The organism is Photorhabdus noenieputensis (assembly GCF_018448935.1).
GTDB classification, from domain to species: domain Bacteria; phylum Pseudomonadota; class Gammaproteobacteria; order Enterobacterales; family Enterobacteriaceae; genus Photorhabdus; species Photorhabdus noenieputensis.
Map to the genome: position 1 here is coordinate 1 of NZ_RCWC01000047.1, position 15,115 is coordinate 15,115.

A 15,115-nucleotide genomic window follows, 5' to 3' on the forward strand; every position below is an offset into this window, starting at 1 on the left:
AGGTGAAAACTAATCCATCCATATTTGAAACCCTACATAATTGAACCATTATCCTGAAACGGGGATAACGCAGGAGGCTATTAAACGAGCCATTACAAGCGGCTCTTTTAAATAGCGCCGGTCTGTTTCGCGGTAAAAAAATGACAGCGGAAAATAGCCATCATTTAATACGTGGCGTTAGAGAGAACAGTAGACCGCTTCCAGCTAAGTAGGATGGAGTGGAGACAAATAACAGAGAATTTCGCTCTCTAAATATTATGACCACAAGATCACGATATTTATCATATGGACATAAAATAAATGTGATAAATATCACACAAAATGGCTAATTAATCGCCGCCGATGAATAGAATGAATAAAAATCGCCGTAAATTCTCACCTGATGCAAAGGCAATATAAAACCCCAAAAGCATCAAGATATTAATCCGAAACATTTGGCTGGCGATAAATAAGCTTTAATATACCCGTCACCTTTCAAGCTGCCTCTTTGTTGGCTGCACTTACTCACCCCGGTCACATAGTTATCTATGCTCCCGGGGATTCGCTCCCTTGCCGCCGCGATGCATCTTGAAATCCATAGGGTATATACTCCTTTGCATATATATAAAGTGTATTCAAAATCAGCTAGGCTGACGCCTCATCGACATTCCTCTTCTGCCTTATATCGGCTGGAGTAGCCTTTTCGAGGTAAAGATGGTTTGCAGTCTGAACCATCCGTCAATCGCTTCTATCTGATATCTGACCAATGACTACTCTACCGCAAAAAACAGCGAATAAAATAACCTAATGGGATAGGCATTAAGTTGCTGAATAAGATAGGATCTTGACCTACTAAACACTAAATTAACCTTAGCAATCTACTAATAATAAGAAGGCATTATGTGGTTCTCCAGATTTAAACTGGCTTTTATCGCGCTTTTACTTCCCTGGCTACTAACGGTGGCAACGCAAATGGCGGGAAGAATTTATCTCCTCTTCACTTATGGCAGTTATCAGCTTTTTACTGACTCGACTCAAGACGTGGAACGAATGTTCTGGATCGGCGGACTGTTTGATATTCGTATTGCCAGTTTGCTGTTTGTGCCTTGTCTGCTGATTGCTAGCTTATTTGCCATTAATAAAAACAGCTTCAACATATGGCAACACGCCTATCCGTGGTTGGCAACAACACTCAATACTGTGGTCGGCGCTTTGACGGTCAGTAATGTTTACTACTATGCCACTTATGAACGGCCGTTCGATATTTTCATCTTCGGCTTAGTCGAAGATGATACGCAAGCCGTGCTGCACACCCTATGGAACGACTATCCTGTTATTGAAAGTTTGCTCTGTTTAGCTCTGTTCGCAATGACTGTTTTCTGGTCCTGTCTGCTCTGGCAACGCTACCTTATTTCACGCACAGAGCGCAAAACCAGTCTGCCCGTTTCTGCTATCGCGACGCTGGTTATTTTAACTGTCTGTTTCGTTGGCATGCGTGGCTCCATAGGTACCTTTCCACTACGTCAGGCCAATACACAGGTTTCAGAAGTCAAAATGCTTAATATGCTGACGCCTAATGGTCCAATGGCGCTGAACTGGGCATTTAATGATCATTACAAAAATAGCTACTTCCCTGAAGCAACAGACGCGCAAGGTAGCTGGTTATTAAACCATTTTCTGGAGAAGCCAACCCCCGCAAATCTGTCACCGTTTATGGCTAAAACTGCCGATAATCCCACCGCTCAAAAAAATCCTCCTCATGTAATATTTAATGTCATGGAGAGTATGGGTTATCACCTACAAAGCCTGGATCGTCCAGACCTTGATGTTTTTGGTGCCCTACGCCAGCACTGGCAAAACGACTGGCGTTTTGAACGCTTCGTTTCCGAAGGCGATGGCACCATTGACAGTTTGAGCCGTTTTTTGATCCGCAGCCCAAACAGCGCAATCAGCCAATCCATAGCGCAAAATCTCGACTTCACCAGTAATATGTTTAAACCCTATCTGGCGAATGGTTACAAAATTATCTTCGTCACATCCGGTAACGGCGCATGGCGTAATTTGAATCAGTTCCTGCCAAATCTGGGAGTCAGTGAATTTATCGATCAAAATGGGTTGAAAAAACGCTATCCAGAAGCCAAATTCGATACTTGGGGCGTGCCTGATGAGTTTATGTTCCGTTATATTGAGGAACGTTTAACTCAGGCAGAAAAGAACGGGGAGCATGTTCTGATTATGTCGTTATCTACTACCCATCACCCACCGTATAAATCACCGCCAAGCTATCAGAAAATCGATATAAAACTGAGTGATACCGAGAAACAACGTTTAAGTCATTTAGCTAGTGGTAATGAATTACAAGAGGTTTTTCATACCCTGCGTTACGCCAATGATCAATTAGGACAATTTATTAGTTGGGTAAAATCTCAGTCATTGGCTTCTCATACCATTATTGCGGCAACCGGTGACCATAATATTCGAGGTATCAGTTATCCAGATGCTCATGAACTGGCAATCGGCCACGGTGTACCGTTTTATCTTTACGTGCCGCCCGCTTATCGCCAAAACGCAATTTTTGATGCTACCAGAGTCGGCAGTCATAAAGACATTTGGCCAACCCTCTACCATTTGAGCTTGTCACATACAGCTTACTACCGTACCGGCTGTAATTTGCTGGCTAAACATCTCGATCCTATCTGGTGTCAAGGATATAACCCAGAAGTCACTATTACACCACAAGGGGCCTATATCATGATTGGCAAAGGTGAATTTAGACCGTGGGCAAATCAAACGGGATTATTACTCGGCGAACCCCAGCCAATGACAGCCGACCAAACCAAACAGTTCCAACGTTGGCAGGTATTTACCGATCTCCTGTCATGGCAATTAAATCGTCAAGTTCACCACCAGCAATAATTGATATTTCCGTGAATCCCTTTAATTTCGGCCTATAAAGGGATTCACCTTGACGAATATTGCGATTAGCCTTTTACTCCCCCGGCGGTCAAACCACTGACCAACCAGCGCTGAGCAACCAGGAAGACGATGGTAATAGGGAGTGCTGAGAGCACAGCGGCAGCGGCAAAATCTCCCCAAAGATAGTTCTGTGGGTTAAGGTACTGCTGCATGCCCACCGCCAACGTGTAATTGTTCACATCTCGCAGCAGCAGTGAGGCAACAGGCACTTCCGTAATCACGCCAATGAAGGAAAGAATGAATACCACTGCCAGAATCGGTACCGAAAGCGGTAACAGCACCATACGGAAAGCTTGCCACGGTGTCGCGCCATCAAGCGCGGCCGCCTCTTCCAAGGAGCCATCAATAGTTTCGAAATAACCTTTAATCGTCCAGACATGTAACGCAATGCCCCCCAAGTAGGCAAAAATCACGCCACCGTGGGTATTAAGGCCGATGAACGGTATATATTCCCCTAGTCGATCAAACAGGGCATATAGCGCCACCAAGGAAAGGACCGCTGGGAACATCTGAAAAATTAGCATGCCTTTCAGTAAGGTACTTTTACCGCGAAAACGCATACGGGCAAAGGCATAAGCGCAGGTAGTTGATAATGTAACGATACCTACAGCGGTAATAAAGGCGACCTTAACAGAGTTCCAGAGCCATAGCATAACTGGGAAAGGCGGCGGTGTAACACGGCCATCCGGTGATACCACACTGTAGCCAAGCGCCAATTTCCAATGTTCCCAAGAGATACTTTCCGGGATCAAACTCCCCGTGGCAAAGTTCCCCGGCCGCAGGGAGATAGTAATAACCATCAGTAGAGGGAATAAGATCATGGCAATAAAGGTTAGCATCAATAAATGTGTCGCCAACAAACGCCATTTTTGTGATTTGGGTTGAACCATCGCCATTACATTCCCTCCTTAGTCAAATTTAATACGGGTGGCTTTTAAGTTAATAACCGCCAGTGCGCCAACCAACAAAAAGATCACTGTAGCAATCGCCGCCGCCAAGCCAAAGTCCTGCCCACTACTGCCGTCGAAAGCAATACGGTAGGTGTAGCTCACCAGTAAATCGGTATAGCCTGCCGGCGTCGTGGTGCCAATGCGATCTGGCCCGCCAAGGGTTAACAACTGAATCAGAACAAAGTTGTTAAAGTTAAAGGCAAAGCTGGCAATCATTAGCGGCGTCAATGGCTTAATCAGCAACGGGAAGGTAATTTTAAAAAAGTTCTGAAACGGCCCTGCGCCATCCATTGCCGATGCTTCATACAGATCATCAGGTATTGCCTTCAACAACCCCATGCAGAGGATCATCATGTAGGGATACCCAAGCCAAGTATTCACCACAATCAACATGGTTCGCGCCATCGTCGGATCGGTAAACCAAGCCGGTTTAAGACCGAATAGACCGTTAAGCAACAGATTGATCTCACCAAAGCTCTGGTTAAATAACCCCTTGAAAATCAAAATAGAAATAAACGATGGCACTGCATAGGGCAAGATCAACAACACGCGATAAACAGCACGACCTTTCAGCGCTTCCCACTGCACGATGCAAGCCAAAACCATGCCAACAGCAACTGTCAGCACCACAGTGAACAGAGAAAATACAACCGTCCAAATGAAAATAGCGAGGAATGGTTTCTGAATGCCTTCATCCTGTATCACCCGCAGGAAATTTTTCCAGCCGATGGAAACAGTAAATCCTGGCGTCAAAGTCTCATTTCCCCAGGTTCCCTCAGCATTGACAGACTGATAGAAACCGGTATCGGTATTAGGGCGATAAAGCGTGCCTGTTTGATTATCGGTGAGGGCCTTACCATCTTCCCCAAGAGAGTATTGAGGGTGAATCCCAGAGAATTGACGTAACGAACTCATTTTCAGTTGGCTGCCATCCGGCAAAACAGCAACCAACTGGTTCAGTGCCTGTCGATTCTGGGTGATAGTGCGCAATGTCGCCGCTTCACCGCGCTGAGTATTATCCTGCTCATATAAATGCAGAGTCGTCTCTTTGGCTGCTGACAGAGAAAATGGCTCTGATACCAGTTGCTTAGTCTGGTCCGGTACGCTCAGCGCCAAAACCCACAGCTCCGATTTTGGATAGAGCTTAAAAGTCAATGTTTGCCCTGACTGATACTGACGGCTCATCAGGACAGATTGTGCGCGTTCAAAAGTCAGTTGATTGAGACTACTATAGTTGGTGAAAGCGATAGCAATGGTGCAAATAAGCGGAAACAGTACAAACAATCCCATTCCGGCGACACCCGGATAGGTATAGCGCCAGGCATAAGTATTGCGGTTGGAAAAAACATAAATCCCCATTCCTAACAATACCAGTGTCACTATTGCAAACAGATACTCTCCCTGTGAGTACATCAATACCACCAGATAACCGGTAAAGAGTACACACAAGCTCACTGCAAACCATTTCAGAGCAGAATGCTGCCACCATGATGTTTTTTCGAGCGTCGCTGACATAATGCTCTTCCTTTTTACTACGACGTAACAGCTTTGCGGATAGCTTAATCAATCTTCCTGCAAACAGGCATCCTTACTGGTTGCAGGAAAGAGACACCCTTTCAAAAGAAGAGCGCCCACAAGTTACAACTAGTTACTTAGTTATACGGGTTTCTGCATCACTTAGTGCGGCATCAACGGTTTGACGGCCAGCCAACGCATTAACCACAGCGTTGCGCATGGCATACCAAAAACTGCTCATTTGTGAGACGTTCGGCATGATTTCGCCGTTTTGAGCATTTTCCATCGTGGCAGCAATACGTGGGTCCTTAGCCAGAATATCGTGATAGGATTTCAATGACACAGCCCCCAACGGCTTATCCTTATTCACCATCTCCAGACCTTCGTTGGTCAGCAAGTAGTTTTCCAAAAACTCCTTCGCCAGCTCTTTATTCGGGCTGGCAGTATTGATGCCTGCCGTCAATACGCCAACAAACGGCTTGGATGGATGGCCTTTAAACGTCGGCAACAACGCCACACCGTAATTTATCTTGCTCTTGTCGATATTAGCCCACGCCCACGGACCGTTGATGGTCATCGCCGTTTCACCTTTGTTGAACGCCGCCTCAGCAATGGAATAGTCAGTATCCACGTTTAGATGCTTATTCCTCACCAAATCTATAATGAAACGCAGCCCTGCTTTGGAACCCGCATTATTCACCCCGACATTCTTCACATCATATGCGCCATTTTCCAACTTGAAGGCATATCCTCCATCCGCAGCAATCAACGGCCAAGTGAAATAAGGCTCTTGCAGATTAAACATGATGGCGCTTTTGCCTTTGCTCCTCAGTTCCTTATCCAGAGCCGGGATCTCTTCCCAGGTTTTTGGTGGTGTCTTCACCAAGTCTTTATTGTAGATAAGAGAGAGGGCTTCAACTGCGATAGGATAACCGACCAGTTTACCGTCGTAGCGCACAGCATCCCAAGTGAACGGAAACAGTTTATCCTTAAAGTTTTGATCTGGCGTGATTTCCGTCACCAGACCAGATTGCGCGTAACCGCCAAAGCGATCATGAGCCCAGAAAATAATATCCGGCCCATCGCCGGTTGCTGCAACTTGTGAATACTTCTCTGCAAGCTTGTCGGGATGTTCAACCGTAACATTGACACCCGTATCTTTTTCAAACTTCTCACCAACTTGTGCCAGGCCGTTGTAGCCTTTATCACCGTTGATCCAGATAACCAGCTTACCTTCCTCTATTTTTGCAAACGCAGAGGCAGATAACGCTAGCGTGGCTAAGACAGAAAGCGCTAAGGTACGAGCGCTCGTTTTCAAGGTTGTTTTCATCATCATTCCGTCCTTATAGTCTGAAAGGTTCAGAGTGAACTGTGTTGTTTCATTGGCGGAGAGTGCTGAGCTAGTGTGCAATCAACAATGGAAAGACTCATCCTCCCCTACTCTACGCCCTACCCGGAATGGCTGTGATCTCTATTCCAAAAACAGAAGAACCGTGCCGTCGACCACAAAAAGGGGCATCTTTTTTTGCGATAATTATCACAAATTATCCCTTAACTCATACCTCACCACCTCAGTAACGCTTATCTCATCCTCCTAATTCCTCCCCCATAAAAAACTTCGGTATGGAGGATTTACTCACCCGCCATCTTAAACACACTCTGGTTTATTATTTTTCACCGCGAATTGCGGTGATAAGTCCGGGGGAGCACATGTCGAGCGTCACACTACATAATGTATCGAAGGCTTATGGTGAAACTATTATTTCCAAGAACATCAACCTTGAGATACAAGAAGGAGAATTTATCGTTTTTGTCGGTCCATCAGGTTGTGGAAAATCGACAATATTAAGAATGATTGCAGGCTTGGAAGATGTTACTTCCGGTGATTTGCTGATCAATAATATCCGAATGAACGATGTGCCACCCGCCAAACGCGGTGTTGGAATGGTTTTTCAGTCTTATGCACTGTACCCCCACCTGTCTGTTGCAGACAATATGTCATTCGGCATGAAGCTGGCTGGCGCTAAAAAAAGTGATATTCAGCAACGGGTAAAGCAAATTGCCGAGATGCTTCAACTCGCTCACCTGCTTGATCGCCGCCCTAAAGCCCTATCAGGCGGGCAACGTCAACGTGTTGCCATTGGCCGCACGCTGGTCGCTGAACCCAGTGTTTTTCTGTTAGATGAACCGCTTTCCAACCTGGATGCCGCGCTGCGCGTTCAAATGCGCATTGAAATCTCACGCCTGCATAAACGATTGCAACGTACGATGATTTATGTCACCCACGATCAGGTTGAAGCGATGACGCTGGCCGACAGAATCGTAGTGCTGGATGGTGGAGATGTTGCTCAGATTGGCAAACCTCTTGAACTTTACCATTACCCGGTTAACCGCTTTGTCGCCAGCTTTATTGGCTCACCTAAGATGAATTTCCTGCCAGTGAAAGTCACGGCTACTGCTATTGATCAGGTACAAATTACTCTACCCAATCGACAACAAATCTGGCTGCCCGTAGAAAGCAAGGGGGTAAAAGTAGGCAGTAATGTCTCTCTGGGGATACGCCCTGAACACCTCCTGCCAAGTGATATCGCTGATGTTACGTTGGAAGGCATAGTTCAGGTTGTCGAGCAGTTAGGCAATGAAACCCAGGTTCACATTGAAATTCCGGCCATTCATCAGAATCTGGTTTACCGCCAGCCTGATATTGTGCTGGTGGAAGAAGGAGCTACCTTCACCATCGGATTACCTCCCCACCGCTGCCATTTATTCCGGGAAGACGGAACGGCATGCCAGCGTCTGCATAAAGAACCCGGTGTTTGAGCCTGAGCTAATCAAAAAACGACAGGAGAACGATGATGAAATCAATGCATATATTACCTATCTCACTAACCATTATGGCCGGATTACTGTCTATCCCGGCGTCAGCCGTAGAATTCCACGGCTACGCCCGTTCTGGTATTGGTTGGACCGGCAGCGGCGGTGAGCAACAGTGTTTCAAAAGCACCGGCGCACAAAGCAAATACCGTTTAGGTAATGAATGTGAAACCTATGCTGAACTTAAGCTAGGTCAAGAGCTATGGAAGGACGGTAATAAGAGTTTCTACTTTGATACCAACGTGGCTTATTCCGTGGCGCAACAAAATGACTGGGAATCCACCGATCCGGCGTTCCGTGAGGTCAATGTTCAAGCGAAGAACGTCATCGATTGGTTACCGGGTTCGACACTGTGGGCAGGTAAACGCTTTTACCAGCGTCATGACGTACATATGATCGATTTCTACTATTGGGATATCTCTGGTCCGGGCGCGGGTCTGCAAGATATTGATCTCGGCTTTAGCAAGCTCTCTCTGGCTGTTACCCGCAATACCGAATCTGGCGGCTCTCATGGTTGGATTGCCGGTCAGCGCGATCAAATCCCTACTTCCAATGATGTCTACGATATACGCCTATCCGGTCTGGAAGTTAACCCCGGCGGTAGTCTGGAGCTTGGTCTTGACTATGGGCGAGCCAACGCGCGGGATCACTACAAACTTGACCGTAATGCTTCCAAAGATGGTTTCATGTTTACCGCCGAGCATACACAGAGCATGTTAGGAGGCTTTAACAAATTTGTCGTACAGTACGCCACCGATTCCATGACCTCCTCCAATAGTGGTCATTCCGAAGGTGCCAGCGTAAACAATGACGGTCATATGCTACGCATCCTGAATCATGGCGCGATTAATCTCGCAGAAAAGTGGGATCTCATGTACGTAGCGATGTATCAGGATACCGACCGTGATAACAACAATGGCAACACATGGTATACGGTTGGGGTACGTCCAATGTACAAATGGACATCGACGATGAGCACCCTGCTGGACATTGGCTATGATAACGTCAAATCCCAACGTACTCATGACACCAATGATCAGTACAAAATCACCCTAGCCCAACAATGGCAGGCAGGTGACAGCATTTGGTCCCGCCCGGCTATTCGCCTGTTCGTCACCTATGCAAAATGGGATGAAAAATGGGGTCATGCGAGCAACAAAGACGGTTACATTAATGGCATGGCCTACCGTGATACCGCAACGCATAAATTCAGTCGTGGCGACGATGATGAATTTACCTTTGGCGCACAATTCGAAGCTTGGTGGTAATCCGGTTACAACGATTTGATCTCAGATCAATCAAATGATTTGTAATGGTTAACGCCTTTTAGACTGATATGTCTCCTAACCGTGGGGTGGGTATCAGTCTCTTTTTTTCAACCGAACAAGGGTAAGAGATGAAAACTAAACTGCTCTCATGTTGCCTTAGTGCTGTACTTTGTAGCACATTTCCTCTTATAGGGTATGCAACGCCCATTACCGCAACTCAAACACAGGATATTGTTGCCCCTTCCCTCTCGATCACAGCATTGCAAAAACTGAGCTGGCAGCCGATTAATACCAGTGATACTCAGACTATTATTCTCAATGCCGCATCTCAGCATCTTAATGAGGGAGATATTCAGGGGCCGATAGCCGCATTCGCGCTGCCGGCAAACCGAGGCTCTCTGGATATTACCCTGAGCAGCTTAGTACAAGACAAACAAGTTTATGTACCAAATGTTTTAGTCCTGGATCAAGGGTTACGCCCCGCCGCATTTTACCCGAGCAGTTATTTTCCCTATGAACGTCCGGGAGTTATGTCCACCGATCGGCTGGAAGGCACACTAAAGCTAACACCAGCGCTGGGGCAACAACAAATTTATATACTGGTCTACACCACCCGTACCGATTTGCAGAAATCCACTCAAATGGTTGATCCCGCCAAAGCTTACGCTCAAGGCGTCGGTAATGCCGTTCCCGCTATTCCCGATCCCGTTGCCCGCCATACACAAACAGGCACGTTGAAGCTGAAAGTAAAATCAGAACAAAACGCTGGCAACATCACGATTGGTCAAGTTTTCTCAAGTCCAGCACAGGAACCGATCATTGTCGGGCCAACACAAGCCACCGTAACGCCATCTACTCCGCAAAAGGTCAAACCGGTTCTGAGTGATACAGAGCGTTATTTCAGTGATGCAATTAAAAAAGAAATTAGCAATGGCAATATCGATAAGGCACTCAAATTGCTGGATGAAGCGGAACGCCTTGGCGCTTCAACTGCACGAGAAACATTTATCAACAGTATCAAAAACAAAGGGTAAACAAATGCTCTCCGAAGAGGGGGGCATCAGGTTCAACTCCTTTTTACACACATCCCCCGGAAATGGGGTTTTTATGTATACAAATAATTGCTATGATAAATATCTATACACAAAACACCCTTTTAAGGGGTTTTACAGTAGAGATAATGAAATGGATATGCTCACAGCAATTAACAAATTAGATGAGTTCAGCAAAATGGGAAGAGCCGTTTTCCTTTTACAGGATTTGGAAGTCATCTTTGCTGACGAGACTTCTCGAACATTGCAAAAATCTATTGATCGCCTCATCAAAGCCGGACTGTTACTTCGCATTACCAAAGGGGTTTATGTCTATACGCGGGCCAGCATGGGGAGTTATCCCCTGGAGACTATCGCCAAAAATATCCGACGAGGCGAATATAATTACATCAGCCTGGAGTCAGCTTTATCTCAATATGGGTTTATCTCACAAATCCCAATTGACCGCCTGACAATCATGTCTACTGGCAGAGCTGGAGAGTTTAAAACACCGTGGGGAGTCATTGAAATCACCCACACCAGCAGAGAGCCTAGCGAAATTCTGAAAGCAACATTAGAAAGCCGTGGCCCCCTGCGTATCGCAAAAAAAGAGACTGCTCTGCGTGACCAAAAAAGAGTGGGGAGGAATATGCATTTAGTTCAACTAGAGGAACTCAACTATGTCTAGCCACGTTAACTTTAACGCCATTGTTGATGAAGTCATTGAACAAGACAGACTGGCAAACCTGAGGCCAGTTGTAGAAAAAGAACTGTTGCATTATGACATCCTGTTTTGTCTTTCTAAGGACGGTTTACTCAAGGAGATTACCTTTCAGGGTGGTACATCGCTAAGGCTCTGCTACGGCTCTAACCGATTTAGCGAAGATCTGGATTTTGCTGGTGGGCGTGGTTTCTGTTCGGCTGATTTGAGTAGAATCAAAGAGTGTATCGAGAAATACCTGGGTGTACGATATGGGCTTGAGGTCACGGTAAAGGAACCGAATGAACTACGAAACAAACCGGAGTATGCAGAAGTAAAAGTGGATAAATGGCAAATATCCGTCACTACTGCGCCTGAACGTAAAGACCTGCCAAAACAGCGCATAAAAATAGAAATCGCCAATATTCCTGCCTATACAAACACCCCCCGTTCATTGATAAGAAATTATTCAGTGTTACCCGACGGATATGCTGATCTCCTTGTGTCTGTCGAAACCCTGCCTGAAATCATGGCCGATAAGCTGATAGCATTCCCTGCTACTACATCTCAAATTCGATACCGCGATATGTGGGATTTATTATGGTTAAGTCAGCAAAATACAACACCAGACATAGAACTCATTAAAAGAAAAGTATCAGATTATCAGCTTGATAACTTTGAGGAATTGCTTCAAGCCAGAATCGACTCGATTGAAATTATTGTTGCTTCTGGTCACTTTCACAACGAGATGAGACGATTTATACCCGCACCTATATACGACAGAAGTGTAGGACAAGAAGCATTTTCCACCTATTTAACGACGAGCCTAAAGGAGTTGTTAACCACTGTGAAGAAAAGCCTGTATTCTTCAGGAGACAACTCCATTCCATTCAAGTTATAACGATTACATGTATTTTATGGCTGCTCTGGTGCCCTAGATTAAAATACCGCATTGCTGCCACTGAGCCGTTTGCAATGAATGCGACTTAAGGGTTCCTTCTATTTCCTTTGTTTGTTGAATCAATATCAGCCAGTATTCATAGAGTTGTTTCAAAACCCTGCATGCAATAGCAGTTAATCATTATTTACATCCTCAAGTACTTCAGGCAGCGGAGCGTTGCGGAAAAACGATGCCATACTCTGCTGCCAATCCTCCGATTTGACTAGAGATAAATAGTAACACTAATAACTGTCGTACATTAGATCTGATCTAATACAGGCAAAGCCTTAGTGATTCTTAACAGGAAATTATCTTCGTAAAGAAAGGCAATAGAATTTTTTATTGCTTGATAATCTCTTACTTTACATTCGTCAATAATGAGTTGTAATTTTTCAGACAACTCAGGAATACTACCTGATTTATAAAGCTCACCATTTAAATTATTAATAATATCGTTCGGACCACACTGGCAATCTGAACTTATACAGTAGATACCATAAGATATTGCTTCCGCTAATACCATGCCAAAGCCTTCATATTTTGAGGTTAAAATAAAAGCTGATACCTCTTTTATATTATCCATCACAAATTCCCACGGCTGATCTTGCCAACCATGCCAAATAATATTGTTATTTATATTAAGCTGTGAAGATAATTCTTTTAAATAACCCTCATCATCACCAGAACCTACCATATGTAATTCCCAATGACCATGCAATTGTGAAAGCGCTAAAAACAGTTCAGTTATATTTTTTGATTTATAGGCAAGAATTCTGCCAACATATAAGAATCTGGCTATGTGTTTTGGTTGAGGAATGATAAAGGAGTTCATCTTAATAGGGTTGAAAATAAGATGAAGCTTATCCGTTTTTATCCCAAAAGATAACATTTGATCTCTTAAACCAGAACTGATTACAAGGTGTTCGTCGGCACAGCATAAATCTTTAATTTTCTGTGGGGTAGGATTTCTAATGGCAGTATGCAGCCAAGAATAAGTTTTTACCGGGAAATTAATCTTTTCACAAGAAAGTCGAGCAATATCACAGGATGTTGTGTCTAAACTTATTAGAATCTCGGGGTGAAATTTTTCTAATATCAAGGACAGCTCGCATGCAATATCCTGGCAAGATTCGCAATTGCTTGATGTTAAGGAGATATGTTGAGCATGAGATAGCCAAGCACGATTCTCAATTATATTGGTTTCATTTAGTGATATGAAAATGAAATCAATTTCAATGTTGGCACGACCAATCAAATTGATTAAATTCGAACATACCGTTTCTACTCCACCATATCCATTCAAGAAAAGATCATGGTATATTATGAATATTTTTTTCATTACAAATCCTTTATTGAATTAACCAAAAACGCTCTTGCACTTTTATTTCATTAATAGTTTTATGATATTTCCCCAATGAAATTAAAATATTTGATTCATTATCAAACAGAGGTTCTAGTTGAGTCTCATAAAATAGGATGTTTTGCACTTTTTCTTTTAAATCAATATCCACCAATATAGCATGCTTATCAAATTTATTATTTCTTAATAAAGCACTTTCCAAACTATCAGGGTTAATAATAGGGTATTCACCTAAAACATAGGGGAAATCTTCATAAAGCAATATTTTAAACTTACGTGAACCTTTTATATTATGTACAAGATTATTTATTATGATGTGGTCTACATGTCGACCTATTCCCAAAGGGGCATAGACATAATCAGGTTGATAATTTAACAATGTTTTGTCGATTAGCTCTTGAGCCATATCGGATGCATAATCTGATTTATGTATCTGGCCACTATAAATCATGGCCGCATTTTTATACATAGGTTCACCGTATTGATCGGTTCTGTAAATGCAATCTAAAATTTTACCATGTATTGGAGTCGCTGATAATTTATTGCAAAAAGCGATATCTTCATTGGCTCGCTTTGCATAAAGTTTTATAAATGCATACATATTATCATCATGTTCAGAGTGTGAATAATGAGATGTAAGATTTTTATCATATTCAGTAAAAAATGTTAAAACAACCACCTTTTGATTTTCTGAAACTAATTTATGTATTAAACCGCCAGCGCTTAAAGCTGCATCGTCTAAATGAGGTGATAGAAATAGATGTATCATTTTAAATCTCCATACAAAAGTTATTATATTTTATTTCCATGAGTACAATATAAATAGCGGCCAGATCAATGCGTATCCCATCCCTGTTTTTTATAAAATCTGAGTTATCAATGTTTGAACTTTCTTGGGATTGAACTCTTTCATCATGGGCATAAAACTCTTTCATTATATCAAACCAGCCAGCATGGATTCTTTTTGCGGCAACTTCTATTACGCTGTCACTGTGGCCTAATATTGTCATTAAATCAGAAAAAATAGTATCGTTTGTAGAAAGTAAGGTTTCATAATTAAAATTATCAGACACAATATTATTGTCGTATGAATAAGTCTCTTTTATTACTTCCGATATAATACTCAGGTCACTTATTATTAACCTTTTCTCAAATTTTTTCTCTTTTTCAGTGAATGCTTGATAAGGTTTTAAAAAATTAACTTGTAAGTCGTATTCAATCTCAAGTTTTTTTATTGAGTCTTGCATAGCAGTTTTATTATCGACTAAATATTTTGCACACCATAAGTCGTGTATACAAGAGGCAAGAATATCTAAATTATTATCCTGTCCCAAGAATATACATATTTCATAAAATAATTTAATCTGTGTATTATTTAACTGACGATGTAAAGTTATCTGGCTGGGATTAAATATAAATGAGGCTTGCTTTAATCTTCTCTGAATCTCTTTGGTTAAGTATATTGAATTTAAATTGATTTTGCTCTCCAGCAGTTCTTTGTTATTTTCTTTACTCATGATCT

At 43.2% G+C, this 15,115-nt stretch carries 12 protein-coding genes; 6 read left to right on the forward strand and 6 right to left on the reverse strand.

The features are described 5' to 3' along the window. The first annotated feature begins 879 nt into the window (after nt 1-879). On the forward strand, nt 880-2,895 hold the full coding sequence (locus tag EAE91_RS21615) for an LTA synthase family protein (RefSeq protein WP_214090283.1): 2,016 nt from the start codon (nt 880-882) through the stop codon (nt 2,893-2,895). A gap of 65 nt (nt 2,896-2,960) precedes the next feature. Here EAE91_RS21615 and malG read toward each other — a convergent pair whose 3' ends face one another. The 3 genes from malG to malE all read right to left on the reverse strand — a co-directional run bounded on the left by malG (nt 2,961) and on the right by malE (nt 6,750). Further along, on the reverse strand, nt 2,961-3,851 hold the full coding sequence (gene malG / locus EAE91_RS21620) for a maltose ABC transporter permease MalG (RefSeq protein WP_112896542.1): 891 nt from the start codon (nt 3,849-3,851) through the stop codon (nt 2,961-2,963). Between the two features lie 12 nt (nt 3,852-3,863). Next, nucleotides 3,864-5,420, reverse strand: a complete 1,557-nt coding sequence (malF, locus tag EAE91_RS21625) for a maltose ABC transporter permease MalF (RefSeq protein WP_214090284.1) — start codon at nt 5,418-5,420, stop codon at nt 3,864-3,866. A 133-nt stretch (nt 5,421-5,553) separates the two neighbouring features. Then, complete coding sequence (gene malE, locus EAE91_RS21630; protein ID WP_214090299.1) at nt 5,554-6,750, reverse strand: maltose/maltodextrin ABC transporter substrate-binding protein MalE; 1,197 nt, start codon at nt 6,748-6,750, stop codon at nt 5,554-5,556. 380 nt (nt 6,751-7,130) lie between these two features. Between malE and malK the strand changes: the two genes are divergently transcribed. The 5 genes from malK (at nt 7,131) to EAE91_RS21655 (ending at nt 12,194) form a co-directional block, all read left to right on the forward strand. Continuing rightward, the gene (malK, locus tag EAE91_RS21635) at nt 7,131-8,240 is read left to right on the forward strand and encodes a maltose/maltodextrin ABC transporter ATP-binding protein MalK (protein WP_214090285.1); all 1,110 of its coding nucleotides are present in this window, start codon (nt 7,131-7,133) and stop codon (nt 8,238-8,240) included. 35 nt (nt 8,241-8,275) lie between these two features. Then, nucleotides 8,276-9,562 (forward strand): maltoporin, encoded by a 1,287-nt coding sequence (locus EAE91_RS21640; RefSeq protein WP_214090300.1) that lies wholly within the window; start codon nt 8,276-8,278, stop codon nt 9,560-9,562. Between the two features lie 128 nt (nt 9,563-9,690). Beyond that, the gene (malM, locus tag EAE91_RS21645; protein WP_036779899.1) at nt 9,691-10,596 is read left to right on the forward strand and encodes a maltose operon protein MalM; all 906 of its coding nucleotides are present in this window, start codon (nt 9,691-9,693) and stop codon (nt 10,594-10,596) included. 151 nt (nt 10,597-10,747) lie between these two features. Next, nucleotides 10,748-11,281: a type IV toxin-antitoxin system AbiEi family antitoxin gene (abiEi, locus tag EAE91_RS21650; RefSeq protein ID WP_036779990.1), complete on the forward strand. Its 534-nt coding sequence runs from the start codon at nt 10,748-10,750 to the stop codon at nt 11,279-11,281. Further along, nucleotides 11,274-12,194 carry a nucleotidyl transferase AbiEii/AbiGii toxin family protein gene (locus EAE91_RS21655; RefSeq protein WP_011144839.1) on the forward strand — a complete coding sequence of 307 codons (921 nt, stop codon included), beginning with the start codon at nt 11,274-11,276 and terminating at the stop codon, nt 12,192-12,194. The genes abiEi and EAE91_RS21655 overlap by 8 nt, the downstream gene beginning before the upstream one ends. A gap of 298 nt (nt 12,195-12,492) precedes the next feature. Here the strand turns inward: EAE91_RS21655 and waaB are convergent, their stop codons facing one another. Genes waaB through EAE91_RS21670 form a run of 3 tightly spaced genes read right to left on the reverse strand, consistent with a single transcriptional unit; the run spans nt 12,493 to nt 15,110 of the window. Beyond that, nucleotides 12,493-13,572 (reverse strand): lipopolysaccharide 1,6-galactosyltransferase, encoded by a 1,080-nt coding sequence (waaB, locus tag EAE91_RS21660; RefSeq protein WP_214090286.1) that lies wholly within the window; start codon nt 13,570-13,572, stop codon nt 12,493-12,495. 10 nt (nt 13,573-13,582) lie between these two features. Continuing rightward, nucleotides 13,583-14,362: a PIG-L family deacetylase gene (locus EAE91_RS21665; protein WP_214090287.1), complete on the reverse strand. Its 780-nt coding sequence runs from the start codon at nt 14,360-14,362 to the stop codon at nt 13,583-13,585. Nucleotide 14,363: 1 nt separating this feature from the next. After that, the gene (locus EAE91_RS21670) at nt 14,364-15,110 is read right to left on the reverse strand and encodes a hypothetical protein (protein WP_214090288.1); all 747 of its coding nucleotides are present in this window, start codon (nt 15,108-15,110) and stop codon (nt 14,364-14,366) included. Between the last annotated feature and the right edge of the window lie 5 nt (nt 15,111-15,115).